Origin of the sequence: Rhodococcus sp. ARC_M5 (genome assembly GCF_022810405.1) — a bacterium.
GTDB classification, from domain to species: Bacteria; Actinomycetota; Actinomycetes; order Mycobacteriales; family Mycobacteriaceae; genus Rhodococcoides; species Rhodococcoides navarretei.
On the sequence record NZ_JALGQE010000001.1, the window covers coordinates 337,891 to 355,195 of the forward strand.

Sequence of the window (17,305 nt, forward strand, 5' to 3'; positions counted from 1 at the left end):
GCGCCGCCGATACGACGGATCAGGGCACCACAACTCCTGACACATCGAGCATCGGACGTGGGGCACGCACGACCGCAATCAGACTGTGAGCGAGCGCACGGTTCGGATGGCGTCCGAGATGGACTCGCACAGCGGGCTCGCAGAAATGGGTGCCGCGAACTCTCCGTCCGAACCGTGAGCCGCACGGGCCGCGGCCAGTGCGTGGACCTTCGCTCCGCAGGCAGCCGCAGTGGACGGTGCCATTCCCGACGCGAGCAGGGCTCCGAGTATGCCGGAGAGTACGTCGCCGGAGCCGGCGGTCGATGCAGCCGATCCCCCGGCGTCGCTGATGTACGTCGTCCCATCTGCGTCGGCGACGATCGTCGCTCGTCCCTTGAGGAGAACGGTGACGCCCCAGCGCGCAGCAAGATCTCGAACCGATCCCACTCGGTCGGGTGCAGGGTCGGCTCCCGTCAGGCGGGCGAATTCTCCGGCATGCGGGGTCAGCAGAGTCGCTGCGGCGCGTCCGGCGATCCAGCGTTCGTTGTGCGCGAGAATTGTGAGCGCATCCGCGTCGACGACGACCGGCAGGTCCGTTTCCAGAACTCGGCGCACGATGTCCGCCGACTCCTCGTCGGTGCCGAAACCGGGACCGACCACCCACGCCTGCACTTTTCCCACCGCGTCGAGATCCGGGGCGGCAACGACCTCCGGATAGTGCGACACGACCTCTGCGCCTGCGCTTCCCACGTAGCGGACCATTCCGGAGGTGGCCGCGACCGCTGCGCCCACACAGAGCAGAGCAGCACCGGGGAACGTGGAACTTCCGGCCAGGACACCCACCACGCCCTGCGAGTACTTGTCGTCCGACGCCGTAGGAATCGGCCACACCCGTCCCACCTCGGCCGGCTCGAACGACTCCATCGCCGGAGTCGGCAGGTCCAGACCGATGTCCACGAGTTCGATTCGGCCACAACGAGGTACGGCCAGCACGTGGACTGGCTTGCGGGCACCGAACGTCACGGTCACCTCGGCCGTCACAGCCGGCCCGGGTGCGGCGCCGGTCTCCGCGTCGACTCCACTGGGAACATCCACTGCCACGATCGGTGCGGTGATCCGCTCCACCACGGCAGCAGCGTCGGGGCGCAGCGAGCCCTTGCCGGAGATACCGACGATGGCGTCGACCACGATGTCGGCAGGCCCGCAGTGGGTGACCACTCGTCCGCCCGTCGATCGCAGGGCCGCGAGACCTTCGGCATGCACCCGCGTCGGGTCGAGCAGGAGAGCGGACACCGAGACGCCGCGCCGACGCAGATACGCCCCGGCCCACAGACCGTCGCCACCGTTGTCGCCCGTGCCCACCAGAATCGTCACGCGACGCCCGGCGACACCTCCGGTACGCGCCGCCAACTCCCCTGCCACAACGGTGGCCAGGCCGTACGCGGCGCGTCGCATCAAGGTGCCGTCGGGCAGGGAATTCAGCAGCGGCGCTTCGGCATTGCGAATCTGCTCGGGTGTGTAGTAGCCGCGCATGCGAGGCCTATTCGACGGTGACGGACTTGGCCAGGTTGCGAGGCTTGTCCACGTCGTACCCCCGCGCCTGAGCGACCTCGGCGGCGAACACCTGAAGTGGGATCGTCGACAACAGCGGCTGCAGCAGCGTCGACGCGGCCGGGATCTCGATCAGGTTGTCCGCGAACGGACGCACCGCCTCGTCACCCTCTTCGGCGATCACGACCGTCCGCGCACCACGCGCCTGGATCTCGCGAATGTTGCTCAGCATCTTCGAGTGCAACACCGCCCGACCCTTCGGCGACGGCATCACGATGATCACCGGTACACCGTCCTCGATGAGCGCGATCGGACCGTGCTTGAGCTCGCCCGCCGCAAAGCCCTCGGCATGCATGTACGCCAATTCCTTGAGCTTGAGCGCGCCTTCGAGAGCGACCGGGTATCCGACGTGTCGGCCGAGGAACAGAATGGTCGTGGCCGTCGAGAGCTCGCGCGCGAGCGCCCGAACGGGCTCGACCGTCTCGAGCACCCGCTGCACCAACTCGGGCATCGCTTCGAGTTCGGCGAATTCACGCGCTACCTCGTCGGGATACTTGGTACCGCGAGCCTGCGCCAATGCCAGCCCGACCAGATAGTTCGCGGTGACCTGGGCAAGAAAGGCCTTGGTCGACGCGACGCCGATCTCCGGACCGGCCCGGGTGTAGAGAACGGCATCGGCCTCGCGAGGAATCTGCGAGCCATTGGTGTTGCACACCGCCAGAACACGCGCCTTCTGGTCCTTGGCGTGCCGCACTGCTTCGAGAGTGTCGGCAGTCTCGCCGGACTGCGAGATGGCGACGACCAGGGTCGATCGATCCAGGACCGGGTCTCGGTAGCGGAATTCACTGGCCAGTTCCACCTCGACCGGGAGCCGGGTCCAGTGCTCGATCGCGTACTTGGCCAGCAGACCCGAGTGGTACGCACTGCCGCAGGCCACGACGAACACCTTGTCGACGTCGCGCAGCTCCTGATCCGACAGCCGCTGCTCGTCGAGCACGATTCGACCGTTGTCGAAGTGGCCGAGCAACGTATCCGCCACCGCGGCCGGCTGCTCCTGGATCTCCTTGAGCATGAAGTAGTCGTGGCCGCCCTTCTCGGCGGCTGCGAGATCCCAGTCGATTCGGAACGGACGCCCGTGCGCCTCGTTGCCCTCGAAATCGCTGATGGCATAGCCGTCCGCGGTGATGACGACCACCTGATCCTGGCCGAGTTCGACGGCGTCACGCGTGTGCTCGATGAACGCGGCGACATCGGATCCGAGAAACATCTCGCCGTCGCCGACACCGAGAACCAGAGGCGTGGAGCGACGAGCCGCAACGATCGTGTCCGCGTGATCGGAGTGGGTGAACACGAGGGTGAACGCACCGTCGAGACGACGCAGGACTGCTTTCGCGCTGGCCACGAAGTCGCCCGCAGTCGGGCCTTCGGCGTAGGCACGCGAGACGAGATGTACGGCCACCTCGGTGTCGGTGTCGGACAGGAACTCGGTGCCCACGGACTCGAGCTCGGCGCGCAGCGGACCGAAGTTCTCGATGATTCCGTTGTGGACCACCGCGACGGTGCCGGACGCGTCTCGATGCGGGTGGGCGTTGCGGTCGGTGGGACGGCCGTGCGTCGCCCATCGAGTGTGACCCATCCCCGTGGTGCCGACGAATGTGTCGGTACCGATGTCGTCCAGTTCGGCTTCGAGATTGGCCAGGCGACCCGCCTTGCGCTCGACCGCGGTCGCACCCGCACCGTCGAGGATCGCGATTCCCGCAGAGTCGTAACCCCGATATTCCATACGCCGAAGCGCTTCGACCACCACACCCAGAGCTGGGCGGTGGCCGACGTAACCCACGATTCCGCACATGGTCAATCAGGGTACTCGGCACGGCGCGCACGACCCATTCGCTCGGGTCGACGTGTCCGCGTGCCCCTGACGCGCCGTCGTTCGGTAGCGTCATCTCTCGTGGCGAAACCGAAGAAGCTGGCATCTGCTCTCTCCAAGCGCGGCCCGCACAAGGTGCTCCGAGGCGACTTGGCCCTCGCCGGGCAGCCCGGTGTCGTCTACACACCCGCCGAAGGCTTCGGCCTGCCCGGTGTTGCCTTCGCACACGGCTGGATGCTGCGGCCCAGCCACTACACCGACACGCTGAAGCACCTGGCGTCCTGGGGCATCGTGGTTGCGGCACCGGACACCGAGCGGGGGCTCGTACCGTCGCATCGCGGACTGGCAACCGACCTGGGCACTGTGCTCGACATCATGACCGGCGTGCGTCTGGGCCCCGGAAACATCAGCGTGCATCCGGACAAGCTCGCCGCCGCCGGACACGCGATGGGGGCAGGCACAGCCGTTCTCGCTGCCTCCAGGCGATCCGACATCAAGGCAGTGGCCGCTCTTTTTCCGGCACCGACGGCACCCGCGTCGGAAGAGGCTGCCGCAACCCTGAAGGTGCCGGGACTCGTCGTCGGAGACAACTCGAACGCCGATTCGCTCACCGACAACTCGCTCGCGCTCGCGCAGGCCTGGCACGGGCCGTCCATCCTGCGCCGAGTCGACGGCTCGACGGCGGACGGATTCGTCGAAGGCCGCCGAATCCTCGGCGCGCTCGGCATCAACAAGCCCGATCGCAAGACCCAACAGCGCACCCGCGCCGTCCTCACCGCCTTTCTGCTGTTCCATCTGACCGGCGACTCCGACTACGAAGAACTGGCCGGAACAGCGGGCGAGATCGATGGCACCAGGGCAGTCGATCCGCATGCCCCGCTCGATGCCCAGCCCAAGCCCAAGGCCTCCGCGTCGATCAAGGCTCTGCTCGGACGGGGCTAGTCCGGATCGACAGTCAGATCAGCCAGGTCCGCGGCTGCTCGGCGGGTTCGGTCTCGACATGCGGAGTGGGCTCTCTCCGATCCAGATGAGCCGGTTGCAGCACCGAACCCGACGCCGGCTCGCGGTCGGAGTCCGACCCGCTCACGTCCGGTGACCGTCGTCCGCTGCGCCCGTCGGTAGGAGTTTGAGCCCGGCTCAGAGCCTCGGATGCGCGCGCCATGGCGGCCCGATGCTCGTCGCGTATTCGATGCAACTCCGTGCGCCACCCGCTGTCGGAGCTCACAGCTCCCCTGCTTCGCTGAGGCCCGCACCGGTAGCGGCGTCGGCGGGTTGCGCATCGGCGGGTTGAGCATCGGTGACCGGGCGATCGGCAGTGACCGGAAGCTGCGCGTCGGGCTGGTCCGTGTCGGGTGACTCGGGTGGACACTGCGCCGAGGCATCCGACGCGGAGCCGGACGGCACCACAGGTTCCGCAGCCGGTACTGGTTCTGTAGCCGGCGCAGGTTCTGTAGTGGATACAGGAGGCTGTGCAGCAGGCACAGGTTCGGACGGTTTCGGAGCAGCCACGGCCGGTGTGCCCACCGGGTCGGTGCCATCGGGAACTTCGACTATCTCGGGTAGGCCGAACGGTCCGATTCGGAGCTCGAACGAGCGAGTTCCGAGTCCGGGAGTCTCGAGTTCGAGAGATACGACACCGTTGTGTTCGAGCGCAATGCGGGCGCGATGCCCATCGAGTTCGGCCTCGAGATGGCCACGCTCGTCGATGGCCGCGGACGACGAATGCCCGGGCACCGACTGCGACTGCTGGTCGTCACCTCCCGCCGGCACGGCCGATCCGCCCTCCGGGGACGGGTTCGAGTCCTCGCCCTTCGCCTCGTCGTCGCCAATCGCGCTGTCGATCGCAGGGGCGTCGGAGTCGTCTGTGTCGTGGCCGTCCTGGATACCGTCGATCGTGTCGCTCAGTGCGTTGTCGACGCGGTCGACGATGGCGGCAACCACCCGGTCCACGAGCCCATCCATTGCATCTCTCGGCGTGTCACCGACGCGATCGGCGGCGACACGCGATTCGGCCGGATCCATGCTCTCGGCTCCGACGAGAGCGGAGCCGCCGACATCCGAGACCGACGCCGGCCCGACGGCTGCCGGTGCCGGTGCTGGTGCTGGGCCTGGGCCGGCCGAAGCCGGGCCCACGGGAGAGCAGTCGTGCCCCTGCCGCTGCGCTGCCGGGCCGGGCGCAAGTGCCCAGCCACGCTCGTCGAGATCGCCGAACGATGGCTCGTGAATACCGGCCAGAATATCCACCACCAACTTCAGACAGCCTCTGACTGCAGTGTCGGTGGCCGTGCATGCCCCGACGATGGCGTCGTACGTGCCCTGAACCCGCGGTACGAACTCGTTCTCGATCCAATGTCGACACACCTGGCCGACCTCGGCGGCGAACTCGTCGGACACATCGGCGCTGCGCGCTCGATCGGTGAGATCCGGGAAAGCGGACGCCAACCGCGGGAACACCGTCGCCCTGTCGACCGGGCGACATTCGAGCCCCGACGCAGCCAAGATGGCATCGATCTGGTCGGCATCCTTGCCGTCCACATTGTCGACCGAGAGTCCTCCGACGAGCTCTGCCTTGTCGGTCACGGCATCGCGGAGAACGTCGACGGCCGCACACATCGTCTGATGCGAATCCTCGATCGATCGAGCGAAGGCGTCAGCCTCCTCCTGTTCGGCCGAAAGAAACGTCTGCACAGCCTCACCTGCCTCGCCGTGCCACCTCAGTTGCAGAACCCGCCGCAGCTGAACCTGCTCCACGAGTTGCTCGCCGAGCACTGTAGACAGTGCTCCGACGGCGTCGGCATCGTGACCGAGCGCACCCAAGTTCAGCCCGCGCTGTTCGTCGTATCCGGCACACACATCGACGTACGGCGGGAATTCGACGCCGAAAACGCGGCAGGCCAGAGGCAGAAACCGCTCGAAATACAGCAGGCCGTGCGCGTTCGTGTCGAGAATGTCGTCGACCGATTCCGCACCTCCGGGTTCGGCCGGGGGAGGCGTCACCGGTCCGACTCGATCACGAACGCGGCGGCGTCGTCCTGTCGGTCGTACTCGTTCATCGACGTCGTGAGGGCACTGGAGATGTCGTCGACCGAGGATTTCCATGCCCCGACGGCACGGCCGAGCCCGGCGTGGGCCTGGATGTACAGCGCGCCCAGGTCACCGTAGTTCCGTCCCGCCCCGGCCGGACCGAACCCTGCATCGGCAACGGAAGCGGCAGCTGCGCCGAGGGCGTCGGCCGACACCACAAGTGCATCTGCAACTCCGCGGACGCGATCCACGTCCACCCAGACTCCGCCGCTCATACGTCCCCGTTCCCCCTCGAAGTGCCCCTTTCTCACTATGACGTGCGCCGACTCACATCGGTTCCCCTGGGAGCGGTAACGTCCCGATGTGAAATGTCAGTAACAGGTACCTGAAGCGGCTGCACCAGCTGCTCACCGAACGAGGAGTCCCATGCACATCGGAACGATGCTGAACTACAGCGGTGGTTTCAACGAGACCGTTGCCGAGGTTGCCGAGCTCGAGAAGGCGGGGCTCGACATCATTTTCGTGCCCGAGGCCTACTCGTTCGACGCCGTCAGCCAACTCGGGTTCCTCGCGGCCAAGACGAGCACCATCAAGATCGCGTCCGGCATCTTCCAGATCTACACCAGGACACCGTCGTTGACTGCCATGACCGCGGCCGGTCTCGACTACGTGTCCGACGGCCGTTTCGTTCTCGGCCTCGGCGCGTCCGGACCGCAGGTCGTCGAAGGCTTTCACGGCGTCAAGTACGACGCACCGATCGCACGAACCCGCGAGGTCATCGAGATCTGCCGGCAGGTATGGCGTCGCGAGAAGGTGCAGTACCAGGGCAAGCACTACCAGATCCCGCTGCCGGCCGACAAGGGAACCGGCTTGGGCAAGCCACTCAAGCTGATCAATCACCCTGTACGCGAACGTATTCCAGTTGTCATCGCCGCTCTCGGTCCCAAGAATGTCGAACTCACCGCCGAGATCGCCGAAGGTTGGCAGCCCATCTTCTATTTCCCCGAGAAGGCCGCCGACGTCTGGGGCGATTCGCTCGCAGCAGGCAAGGCCAAGCGAGATCCGTCGCTCGGCGAACTCGAAGTGTTCGCGAGCCCCACGTTGGCCATCGGCGAGGATGCGGAGAAGTACCTGCCCTGGGTCAAGCCCCACCTGGCGCTGTACATCGGCGGCATGGGTGCCAAGGGCAAGAACTTCTACAACTCCCTGGCTCAGCGCTACGGGTACGAGGCCGAGGCCGAGAAGATCCAGGACCTGTACCTGGCCGGCAAGAAGGAAGAAGCGGCCGCTGCCGTCCCCGACGAGCTCGCTCGCGCAGTGAACCTCATCGGTCCGGAAAGCTACGTCAAGGAGCGCGTCGCTGCGTTCGCCGAAGCGGGTGTGACCACCCTCAATGTCGCGCCGCTGGCCGAGAACACCGCGGGCCGCGTCGCGCAGCTGACCGCGCTGCGTGAACTGACTGCCTGAGACGTCAGACCGACGCGACCCGGCCCGCCAGCTCTTCGGCGAGCCGGGTCGCCACGTCCAGTTCGGATGCCTCGACCATCACTCGTACCAACTGTTCGGTACCACTGGGGCGCAACAGAACTCGACCCGATTCCCCTAGTTCGCGCTCGGCCGACGCCACGGCCTCCGATACCGACGGTGCCGATGACACGGCTGCTTTGTCGGACACGCGCACGTTGATCAGCACCTGCGGCAGTGTCCGCATGGCCGACGCCAGATCCGCGAGGGAGCGTCCGGTCTGCGCCATCCGCTCCATCAGTCGCAATGCAGTGGCGATCCCGTCGCCGGTCGTTCCGACCGCGGGCAGAACAACGTGTCCACTCTGCTCGCCGCCGAGCGCGAAACCACCCCGTCGCAGTTCCTCGAGGACGTAACGATCTCCGACGGCTGTGGTGCGCAAGGTGATTCCGGCCTCGCGCATCGCGATGTGCAGACCCAGATTGCTCATGACCGTCGCGACCAGGGTGTCGTCGGTCAACTGACCGGCGTCGTGCATCGCGATGGCCAGTACCGTCATGATCGCGTCACCGTCCACCACGGAACCCGACGCGTCGACGGCCAGACACCGGTCGGCGTCTCCATCGTGCGCGATACCGAGGTCGGCCCCGTGCTCCACGACAGCCTTCTGCAATCCCTCCAGATGCGTCGAGCCGCACCCGTCGTTGATGTTGATGCCGTCGGGCTCGGCGTTGATTGCCACGACAGTCGCGCCGGCTCGTCGGTAGATGTCGGGCCCGACGACCGAGGCGGCACCGTGCGAGCAGTCGACGACAACTGTGACACCGTCGAGTCGATGCGCCACCGAGTCTGCAAGATGCGTCGTGTAGCGAGCGGCCGCGTCGTGCGCGACGTCGATGCGGCCGATCGCGGCACCGATGGCATCGAACGGCTGCGCGTCGTTCCGGGAGCGCCCCTCGGGATCGAGGGCAGCTTCTATCCGGTCTTCCACGTCGTCGTCGAGCTTGTGCCCGCCGGCAGCGAAAATCTTGATCCCGTTGTCGGGCATCGCATTGTGCGATGCCGAGATCATCACACCGAGCGCCGCGTCGTATTCGGCGGTGAGGAAGGCGACTGCGGGTGTGGGCAGCACGCCGACATCGATCACGTCGACACCCGATGCGGTGAGTCCGGCGGACACGGCTGCGCTCAGCATCGCGCCGCTGACACGCGGATCACGACCGACCACTGCCACACGTCTGGTGCCGTCGACATTCGGTGCCAACACGGCGGCTGCGGCGCGCGCGATTCTCAACGCCAGCTCGGCGGTCAGAACCCCGCCCGCCAGTCCCCGAACTCCGTCGGTGCCGAACAATCGCGCCATGAACCGAGAACTCCTTCGAGCGGAGAGAATGTGGTGAGAAAGCCTCGAGGGCAGGCAACCGATACTGCTGGATGCCTGCCCTCGAGGATGAAACGGGTAAGACGCGTCAGCGCTTGGAGTACTGCGACGCCTTACGGGCCTTCTTCAGGCCGTACTTCTTGCGCTCGACTGCACGCGCGTCACGCGTGAGGTAGCCCGCGGCCTTGAGCGGCGGGCGATCGTCGGGTGCGAGTTCGATCAGTGCACGCGAGATGGCCAGACGCAAGGCACCCGCCTGTCCCGACGGTCCGCCACCGTGCAGCAGCGCGACGATGTCGAAGGACTCAGCGCGGTCCACCAGAACGAGAGGAGCCTTGATCAGCTGCTGGTGCACCTTGTTCGGGAAGTAGTCCTCGAGGGTGCGGCCGTTGAGCTTGAATCCGCCGGTGCCCGAAGACAACCGAACACGAGCGACGGCTTCCTTACGGCGACCGACGGTCTGGATCGGGCGATCGAACACGATCGGTGCCGGAGCGGCTGCAGCTTCGATGTCCGAGACGACCTCGGGGTCTTCGACTGCCACGAACTCGTCGGCGGCGATCTCTTCGATGTTCTCCTGCGACGTCACGTCATTTCCCTCCGGCGCCGTCACTGGGACACCTGCTTGATCTCGAACGGAACGGGCTGCTGAGCGGCATGCGGGTGGTTCGGTCCCGCGTAGACCTTCAGCTTGCTCGCGATGGCACTACCGAGCTTGTTCTTGGGGATCATGCCGACGACGGCCTTCTCCACGAGACGATCGGGGTTGCTCTCGAGGACCTGACGGGTCGAGCGCGACTTCAGACCGCCCGGATGGCCGGAGTGGTGGTGGTGGAACTTGCCGTCGAGCTTGTTGCCGCTGATGGCAACCTTCTCGGCATTGATGATGACGACGAAGTCGCCACCATCGACATTGGGTGCGTAGGTGGGCTTGTGCTTACCGCGGAGCAGAGTCGCGGCCTGGACGGCGAGGCGTCCGAGCACGACGTCCGTGGCGTCGATCACATGCCACGTCCGGGTGGTGTCCCCGGCCTTCGGGGCGTAAGTAGACACAGAAAATTCCTGTCTTCATGATGTCGCTGCTGGCCAAGACGAGTGGATGCCCTCGGCGGCCAGTTGAGACCCGAGGACAAGGGCTCGATATGCACGCAAGTACATGGCGAGCCCATACACGCCAACGGGGAACGATACCGGCAGCGGACGCCCAGGTCAAAACGCCTCGACCCGCCTCCACCTCACCGCAGGCGCACGCAGTGCACGCACCGACGCGCCGCCGGCAGCGCCTCGAGCCTGATCACCGGGATCTCGCCGCCACACCTCTCGCACGAACCGTACGTCCCCGTCGCGAGCCGTGACTCCGCCGCATCGATGTCGCGCAGTTCGGATTCGGTGTCGGCGATCAGGGCCGCGATCTTCGCCCGCTCGAACGCGATGGTCGACCCTTCCGGATCGTGTTCGTCGTCGTCGGTGGTCCAGCGAGATCCTTCGATCACCGACGCCAACTCGTCCCGAAGAGAGGCGAGTCGGTGGTCGGCACGAGACCGCTCGGCCCCGAGTACTGCTCCGAAGTCCGTCACCGAACCAGTAGACACCCCGGCAGGCACCGAAACCAGGACACAGAGCGCTCGAAAAGACGGATGCCCCGACCGATTGCGCGGTCGGGGCATTCCTGTTTTCGACGAAAGGTCAGCGAGCCATCCGTGCCTTGTTGGCCATCTCGACGCCGTGCATCGTCTCGCCACCGGTGCGGGCTGCCGCAACGAGGCTCGACAGAATGAGGTTGAGCTCGTCGGATGCAGAGTTCCACTGACGCTGAAGTTCGTAGTAGGACGTCATCGCGTCGCCCTCCCACGACTCGTAGAGTCGCTTCGCGGTGGTGTCCACGTCCGCGAGCAAGTCCTTGGTCACGTTCGCCTGCTTGTTCATTGCCTCGGTCAGCGCCGCGATCTGGGCAAAGTCGTATTTCATGTCGGATCGGTCTCCTTGGTCGAGCGTGGTCGTGTGGATTGTCGTGTGATTCCGGATGTCACGTTCACTTGAACGAGGACAGTCCCGAGTTCAGGGATCCGGCCACCTGGTTCACGGCCGACACGTTGTCGTCGTCGGCGTCCGAGTAGCCGTGGCCGTTGGTCTTGATGTCGGCGGAGATCTGCTCCAGCGCACTCCGCATCTTCTGCGCACTGGTGTCCCACTGCGCCATGACGTCCTGAAAAGACTTGCCCGCCTTGCCGACCCACGCTTCGGCGGTCTGCTCGACGATCGATCGAACAGCGGAATTGGACGCGTTGATCGACACGCTCAGGCCTTCGATCGTGGCTCCGGCAGCGACGAGCTCCTGCGGTGTGACGGTGACGCCGTTCGACGAACCCGTAGCTTCCGGTCCCCCTGGATATCCCACTTCGACTCCTTGTTTTCGATACTCGATTCACGTACGCCCGCGGCGCGCGTGCTGCTCGACCGAGCCGGCCTGTAGTCGGCCCACTCACTCCCCTACATCTCCTTTGACGCAGCAACCCCTCGATTCGGTTCCGGCAGTCTCCGAGAAACTGTGGGCCGATCTCACGACACCGGCACGATGTCCAACGACTGCGTTGCCTGGCCGCATTCGGTGTCGATCACTGCCGGGTCCTCCCCCTCGAACTGACAACCGATGCTGACCTGGAGGTCGGACTCCACGAACACCCGCCAGAGCACCGTCGAGTCGTCGACCGGTCTCTCGATGTAGGCGATCCCGACGCGGCCGCCGAAATCGCGGGTGGGTTCGAGAGAGCCGATGCTCGAATCCGGACCCCGAGCATCGACGGCCGACCGAAGTTCGGTGGCCACCTGCTCCTGAGTCGAACCCGGCAACAGGTCTGCCACGGTCACGACGATCCGCCGCTCGGGCGGGGTCGGCGGAATCAACACCATGCGGTCCTGGTCGTCGGACTTCGTCCAAGTGGCCGACAACCGCATCGACACGCGTCCGTACACGAACGTCACCGTCTCGACCGGCAACGGCGCGGCGGGCACCGTCGTCGGCGTCGGTTCGACGACCGAAGACGGTGACACCGTGGGGGCGACTATCGGCGAAAAGGGTTGCGCTGCAGATGCATCGACGCTCTCGGGCGATCGAACAGCGAAATAGGCTGCTACGCAGATGAATACGACCACCGCTGACACGGCGCTCACCGTCGCGAAAAGGGCCGAACGACGGTTCCTCGACCGCGGCGGGGGCGCGGCGACGTCGTCGAGCCACGCCGCCGATCGCGTCGTCGAGGCACGAACGGGTGGTGTCGGTACGAGATCCGCCCCGGCTCGTCGGTACAGCGACCTGGCGACATCGAGACCGGTCAGCCAGTGCGTGGAGTGATCGACGATGGGATCGGGTCCGACGCTCGACGCCGACACCACGTACACCTCGTCGGGGCAGCGCATGACCGACGACCTGGCGTACTCCCCCACCGCACGTCGCCAGGCGGAGTCGTCGTCGATTCCGAAGGGCAGGATCGCGCCGGTATCCCCGCCGTGCGCCCCGGACTCGTCCAGGACGACGACCGACGTATCGAGAGCACCGACTTCGATGACGACGGCCGCACCGGGCGCTCGTTCACCCGACCACGACAGGGCCGCCTCGGCTGTTTCCACGAGCACCACCTCGCTCGCCGACGACGCGAACGTGGCGCGAAGAATGCCCGAGCGCTCTTCTCCCCACGTGGACGGATACGCGATTTCGAGCACGTCGAGTCGGTCGCGCACCCCTGCACTGTGCAGAGCCGACCACACGATTCCGTGCAGTACCGCCGTTCGGTCCCACGCCGAGACCCCCACCGGGATCGACGCATCGTCGATGCAGAGCAGTGGCGGTATCTCGGCTCCGGCTGCGTGCCGGCCGAACACCAGACCGCCGTCCTCCACTGTCGCGAACGCCGATTCGACGCTCTCTCTCGGACCCTCGAACGCTCCGCTCGTGGCGACGACGGAGATCTCCGCGTACCCCAGATGCACTGCGGCATAACGCCACGCGGGGTTCGTCAACTCGAGTGTCCGAGCTGAACCAGTGCCTGACCCGAGCGGTTGACCAACACGCCACGGCCCGGCGGCAAGGCACTGGGACGCACCGTCCCGAGCAGGTTGCCCTCGTCGCGGCTCCCGCTCATGACCAGTCCCGGCGTCACCAGATCGCGCAACCGTCCTATCACCGGGTCGAACAGGGCCCGGCCTGCCCCGCCCGAACGTCGCGCCACGATCACGTGCAGCCCGATGTCTCGCGCATGCGGAAGATGTTCCACCAACGGGGCCAGCGGATTCCCCGACGACGTAGCGACCAGATCGTAATCGTCGACGACGACGAACACCTCGGGACCATTCCACCACGACCGCTCGCGGAGCTGCTGCTGCGTCACATCTGCACCCGGCATGCGCTCGGTCATGCGGCCGGCGAGGTCGACGAGCATCGCCGTCAGCGTCGCCTGCGACGCCGCATACCCGGCGAGATGCTCGGAATCGACTGTGCCGAGCAGGGTTCGGCGATAGTCCGCGATGATGAGCTTGACGCGGTCGGGCGAGTTCGCCTCGACGAGCGATCGACAGATTCCGCGCAGCAGAGACGTCTTGCCGCACTCGCTGTCGCCGAACAGGACGAAGTGTGGATTCTCTGCGAAGTCGATCACCACCGGTGCCAACTCTGCCTCGTCGATGCCGATCGGGACTCCCAGCTCCGGGGTAGCACCGCGAGTACGCGGCCACGAATGACCGAGCAGATCGAGAACTGCGGACCGTTCGAGCAGCTCCGGCAGCATTCGCACCGGCGGCGCGGGTAACCCGGCAGACGCTGCCGCGATCGCCGCCACCGACTCTCCGACTGCCCGAGACAGGTCGTCGACGGAACTGACGTCGTCCACCCGTGGAAGTGCGATCAACAGATGCAGACCGTCCCTGGTCATACCTCGGCCCGGCCGACCCTCCGGAACGCTCGACGCCTTGGCTCGGCCCATGTCCGAATCCGACGGATCTCCGAGCCGCAGTTCCAACCGAGTACCGATCAGGTCCTTGGTCGCGGGCCGAACTTCCGCCCACCGCGACGCGGTGAGAATCAGATGCAGCCCGAACGCGAGGCCCTGCGTGGTCAGGGTGGCGATCTGCTGTTCCAGACTCTCGAAGTCCGACCTGATGGATGGCCAGCCATCGATGACGAGAAAGACGTCACCGAACCGGTCCTCGGGATCGACGGGTTGCGTCGCGCGTCGCCGTCGGAACTCGGCCATCGAGTCGATACCGCGATCGCGGAACGTCCTCTCCCGCTGCCGAACTACGGCGGCCACCTCGGCCACGGTGCGTCGAACCCGATCGACGTCCAGCCGGTTGGCCACCGACCCGACGTGTGGCAGATCGGCCAGACCGGCCAGCGTTCCGCCGCCAAAATCCAAGCAGTAGAACTGCACCTGCGCGGGTGAATGCGTCATTGCCAGCGCCAGGATCAAGGACCGAAGTGCCGTCGACTTTCCCGATTGCGGTGCTCCGACGATGGCGACGTGGCCTGCTGCGCCGGACAGATCGACGGTCAACAGATCGCGGCGCTGATCGAACGGCCGGTCGACGATTCCGATGGGGGCGCGCAAAGCGCTGAGCGGAGCGACACGCTCGGTCAGAACCGATCCGAGCACCAACCGGTCGAGGGTCGGGGCAGTGTCCAACGGCGGCAACCACACCTCGTGGGCCGGCATTCCGCGACCTCGAATTCGTCCGACGACCACGTCGAGAACCGACGCACCCGTACTCTCCGAATCGACCGAATCCGGTTCGACCGGCGGCGCGCCGGCATCCTCGATGCGGCCGAGGTCGATGACGTCGAGGGGCACAGTGAAGGCGGTGAACGGCTTCGGCCTGATGTCTGCGCCGGGCAGAGTCCGCGTCCCGGAAACGGAGCGCGGCGGTGAATACGGACCGGAGACGTAGGCCGCAGCGAACCTGACGATCTCGGCCGAATCGCACTTGAGGTAACCCGCACCGGGTTGCGCGGGAAGGTGATAAGCGTCGGGGACTCCGAGGACCGAGCGAGACTCGTTCGCGGAGAACGTTTTCAGTCCGATTCGGTACGACAGGTGACTGTCGAGACCACGTAGCTTGCCTTCTTCGAGTCGCTGACTGGCGAGCAACAGGTGCATGTGAAGCGAACGTCCGAGCCGACCGATCGCGACGAACAGCTCGGCGAATTCCGGCTGCTGGCTCAGCAACTCCGAGAACTCGTCTACCACCACGAACAGGGCAGGCATCGGTGCGAGATCGGCTCCCGCCGCGCGCGCCTTCTCGTAATCGGACACATTCGCGAAGTTCCCGGCCGAGCGCAGCAATTCCTGCCGCCGATTCATCTCGCCGGCCAAGGCATCACGCATTCGATCCACCAGCGCCAAGTCCTCGGACAGGTTGGTGATGACGGCGGCCACGTGCGGGGCAGCCTCGAGTCCCGCGAACGTAGCGCCGCCCTTGAAGTCGACGAGTACCAGATTGAGCTGTTCCGGTGAGTGAGTCGACACCAAGCCGAGCACGAGCGTTCGGAGGAACTCCGATTTTCCGGAACCCGTTGCGCCGATACATAATCCGTGAGGCCCCATACCGCTCTCGGCGGATTCCTTCAGATCGATCTCCACGGTGCTGCCGTCGGGTGCGACACCGATCGGTACCCGCAGCCGCTCGCGTCCGCGCCGAGTGATCCAGGCCCGGTCCGGATCGAGTGCACCTACGTCGGCGATCCCGACGAGACTGTTCCATCCCGAGATCCGCACACCGTCGTCGTCCACGACATCGACGACCGACGAGGACGTCGGCACGCGAAAAGGCGACAGACGCCTGGCAACGGCGTGGGCCTGGGTGGTATTCATCGAGTCCGCGACGGCGAACACCTCGACCGTGGTTCCGCTGACCGCTCCGATGGATCCGTTCTCGGCGAACAACTGCAAGCCACGGGACGCAGCCAGTCCGGGGCAGAGGCCGGACAGGTCGACGATCGTGACGGAATCGAGGCCCGTATCGGTGAGGTCGGTCGACCGGTTGTCGAGGAGTCCGCCGTCCACCACTATCACCAACTGCACGACACCGGCGACCGGAACCGCGCCGCGCGCGAACCGATTACGCATCGCCAGCACATCGCCCAGTGCACTCTCCAGCTCGAGGAAGCTACCGAAGATCATTCGCGCGGATCCGGCCCCGTCGCGCAGGGCATCGTGCTGCGTGTGCGGAAGCCACTTGGCCCATTCCCACTGCTCCACAGTGTCCGGACCGCAGACGATTGCGACTGCGACGTGGTCGGGTCCGTGAAAGCTGCACAGCGAGGCCAACATTGCTCGCACCATCGCCCGGGCGTCGTCACGATCTCCCGCTATGGACAGTGCAGCGAATCCCCTCAGGGACACCGCGGTCGGCAGCGCGCCCACCACCGAGTGCGCCCGCACGAACCGTCGCAGTGAGACCGCCGAGACGGGTTCCAGATCCTCCACCGGTCCGGTCTCGGGCGGAACCAATCGGGTCGCCAGGCGCTGATCCCCGCGACCGACTCGCACGTGAGCGAAATCGGGGTCCGACAGTCGCCGTTCCCACATCCGCTCGGTTCCGGCGATCGACCAGAGGGTTTCGGGGGCCGGGTGACTCCATTCGAGAGCTTTGCGCTGCGCCCGCTCGGTGTCGGCGACATCACGGCGAAGCTGATCGAGGTAGCGCAGATAGTCCTTGCGGTCCTCGTTCGCCTCGGCCGTGCGCGCTCCACCGGACTTTCCACCTCCGGCCAGCATCCCCACCATGGACATCAACATCATGGCGGGGAACATCAACATCATCGGGTTCGCCGCCGCGCCGGAAGTGAACATCAGCGCGACCATGCCGACCATCGCTGCAACCATCACCAGTGGCATCAGCTTCATCAGCAGATTGCCCGGCACCGCGCGTGGAATCTCGGGTGGCGGCTGCAGGGCCACCTCACCGCCCGGCGATCGAGGCACCTCGCGGCGCGCAACGCGAACGAAGCGCACGGTACTCATCGGTCCGCCCCCACGGCTGCGCCC

At 66.1% G+C, this 17,305-nt stretch carries 15 protein-coding genes; 2 read left to right on the forward strand and 13 right to left on the reverse strand.

All coding sequences use genetic code 11. The features are described from left to right. Window positions 1-78: 78 nt before the first annotated feature. Together MTX34_RS01615 and glmS are read right to left on the reverse strand one after the other, a co-directional pair. On the reverse strand, window positions 79-1,512 hold the full coding sequence (locus MTX34_RS01615) for an NAD(P)H-hydrate dehydratase (protein WP_243608220.1): 1,434 nt from the start codon (window positions 1,510-1,512) through the stop codon (window positions 79-81). Window positions 1,513-1,519: 7 nt separating this feature from the next. Next, window positions 1,520-3,382, reverse strand: coding sequence for a glutamine--fructose-6-phosphate transaminase (isomerizing) (glmS, locus tag MTX34_RS01620; protein ID WP_243608221.1), 1,863 nt, complete (start codon window positions 3,380-3,382; stop codon window positions 1,520-1,522). A gap of 99 nt (window positions 3,383-3,481) precedes the next feature. On the opposite strand from glmS, the gene MTX34_RS01625 reads away from it, so the two are divergent. Beyond that, window positions 3,482-4,342 (forward strand): hypothetical protein, encoded by an 861-nt coding sequence (locus tag MTX34_RS01625; protein ID WP_243594763.1) that lies wholly within the window; start codon window positions 3,482-3,484, stop codon window positions 4,340-4,342. 13 nt (window positions 4,343-4,355) lie between these two features. Here the strand turns inward: MTX34_RS01625 and MTX34_RS01630 are convergent, their stop codons facing one another. From MTX34_RS01630 to MTX34_RS01640, 3 genes are read right to left on the reverse strand one after another with little or no spacing between them, the layout of a single operon-like run. Further along, entirely contained in the window at window positions 4,356-4,625 is a 270-nt protein-coding gene (locus tag MTX34_RS01630; protein WP_243608222.1) for a hypothetical protein, read from the reverse strand. Next, window positions 4,622-6,397: a hypothetical protein gene (locus MTX34_RS01635; RefSeq protein ID WP_243608223.1), complete on the reverse strand. Its 1,776-nt coding sequence runs from the start codon at window positions 6,395-6,397 to the stop codon at window positions 4,622-4,624. The genes MTX34_RS01630 and MTX34_RS01635 overlap by 4 nt, the downstream gene beginning before the upstream one ends. Next, window positions 6,394-6,699 (reverse strand): hypothetical protein, encoded by a 306-nt coding sequence (locus MTX34_RS01640; RefSeq protein ID WP_243608224.1) that lies wholly within the window; start codon window positions 6,697-6,699, stop codon window positions 6,394-6,396. The genes MTX34_RS01635 and MTX34_RS01640 overlap by 4 nt, the downstream gene beginning before the upstream one ends. Before the next feature lie 151 nt (window positions 6,700-6,850). Here MTX34_RS01640 and MTX34_RS01645 point away from each other — a divergent pair, with 151 nt between their 5' ends. After that, entirely contained in the window at window positions 6,851-7,891 is a 1,041-nt protein-coding gene (locus MTX34_RS01645; RefSeq protein WP_243594759.1) for an LLM class F420-dependent oxidoreductase, read from the forward strand. 4 nt (window positions 7,892-7,895) lie between these two features. Here the strand turns inward: MTX34_RS01645 and glmM are convergent, their stop codons facing one another. From glmM to eccCa, 8 genes are all read right to left on the reverse strand, one after another. Next, complete coding sequence (glmM, locus tag MTX34_RS01650; RefSeq protein WP_243608225.1) at window positions 7,896-9,251, reverse strand: phosphoglucosamine mutase; 1,356 nt, start codon at window positions 9,249-9,251, stop codon at window positions 7,896-7,898. Window positions 9,252-9,357: 106 nt separating this feature from the next. Then, entirely contained in the window at window positions 9,358-9,882 is a 525-nt protein-coding gene (gene rpsI / locus MTX34_RS01655; RefSeq protein ID WP_032397516.1) for a 30S ribosomal protein S9, read from the reverse strand. Continuing rightward, a complete protein-coding gene (gene rplM, locus MTX34_RS01660; RefSeq protein WP_037188282.1) occupies window positions 9,879-10,322 on the reverse strand; it encodes a 50S ribosomal protein L13 in 444 nt (147 codons plus the stop codon). Before rplM ends, rpsI begins: the two co-directional genes overlap by 4 nt. A gap of 182 nt (window positions 10,323-10,504) precedes the next feature. Then, window positions 10,505-10,846, reverse strand: a complete 342-nt coding sequence (locus tag MTX34_RS01665) for a TraR/DksA C4-type zinc finger protein (protein ID WP_243608226.1) — start codon at window positions 10,844-10,846, stop codon at window positions 10,505-10,507. A 109-nt stretch (window positions 10,847-10,955) separates the two neighbouring features. After that, entirely contained in the window at window positions 10,956-11,237 is a 282-nt protein-coding gene (locus tag MTX34_RS01670; RefSeq protein WP_243594756.1) for a WXG100 family type VII secretion target, read from the reverse strand. 64 nt (window positions 11,238-11,301) lie between these two features. After that, window positions 11,302-11,667: a WXG100 family type VII secretion target gene (locus tag MTX34_RS01675; RefSeq protein ID WP_179273621.1), complete on the reverse strand. Its 366-nt coding sequence runs from the start codon at window positions 11,665-11,667 to the stop codon at window positions 11,302-11,304. A gap of 161 nt (window positions 11,668-11,828) precedes the next feature. Further along, entirely contained in the window at window positions 11,829-13,286 is a 1,458-nt protein-coding gene (locus tag MTX34_RS01680; RefSeq protein ID WP_243608227.1) for a type VII secretion-associated protein, read from the reverse strand. Then, window positions 13,283-17,281, reverse strand: a complete 3,999-nt coding sequence (gene eccCa / locus MTX34_RS01685) for a type VII secretion protein EccCa (RefSeq protein WP_243608228.1) — start codon at window positions 17,279-17,281, stop codon at window positions 13,283-13,285. The genes MTX34_RS01680 and eccCa overlap by 4 nt, the downstream gene beginning before the upstream one ends. Window positions 17,282-17,305 lie beyond the last annotated feature (24 nt).

Excerpts from the sequence above, each read along its gene's own strand:
- MTX34_RS01615 (WP_243608220.1), bottom strand. The coding sequence starts at position 1,512 with ATGCGCGGCTACTACACACCCGAGCAGATTCGCAATGCCGAAGCGCCG.
- glmS (WP_243608221.1), bottom strand. The coding sequence starts at position 3,382 with ATGTGCGGAATCGTGGGTTACGTCGGCCACCGCCCAGCTCTGGGTGTG.
- MTX34_RS01640 (WP_243608224.1), bottom strand. The coding sequence starts at position 6,699 with ATGAGCGGCGGAGTCTGGGTGGACGTGGATCGCGTCCGCGGAGTTGCA.
- MTX34_RS01645 (WP_243594759.1), top strand. The coding sequence starts at position 6,851 with ATGCACATCGGAACGATGCTGAACTACAGCGGTGGTTTCAACGAGACC.
- glmM (WP_243608225.1), bottom strand. The coding sequence starts at position 9,251 with ATGGCGCGATTGTTCGGCACCGACGGAGTTCGGGGACTGGCGGGCGGG.
- MTX34_RS01670 (WP_243594756.1), bottom strand. The coding sequence starts at position 11,237 with ATGAAATACGACTTTGCCCAGATCGCGGCGCTGACCGAGGCAATGAAC.
- eccCa (WP_243608228.1), bottom strand. The coding sequence starts at position 17,281 with ATGAGTACCGTGCGCTTCGTTCGCGTTGCGCGCCGCGAGGTGCCTCGA.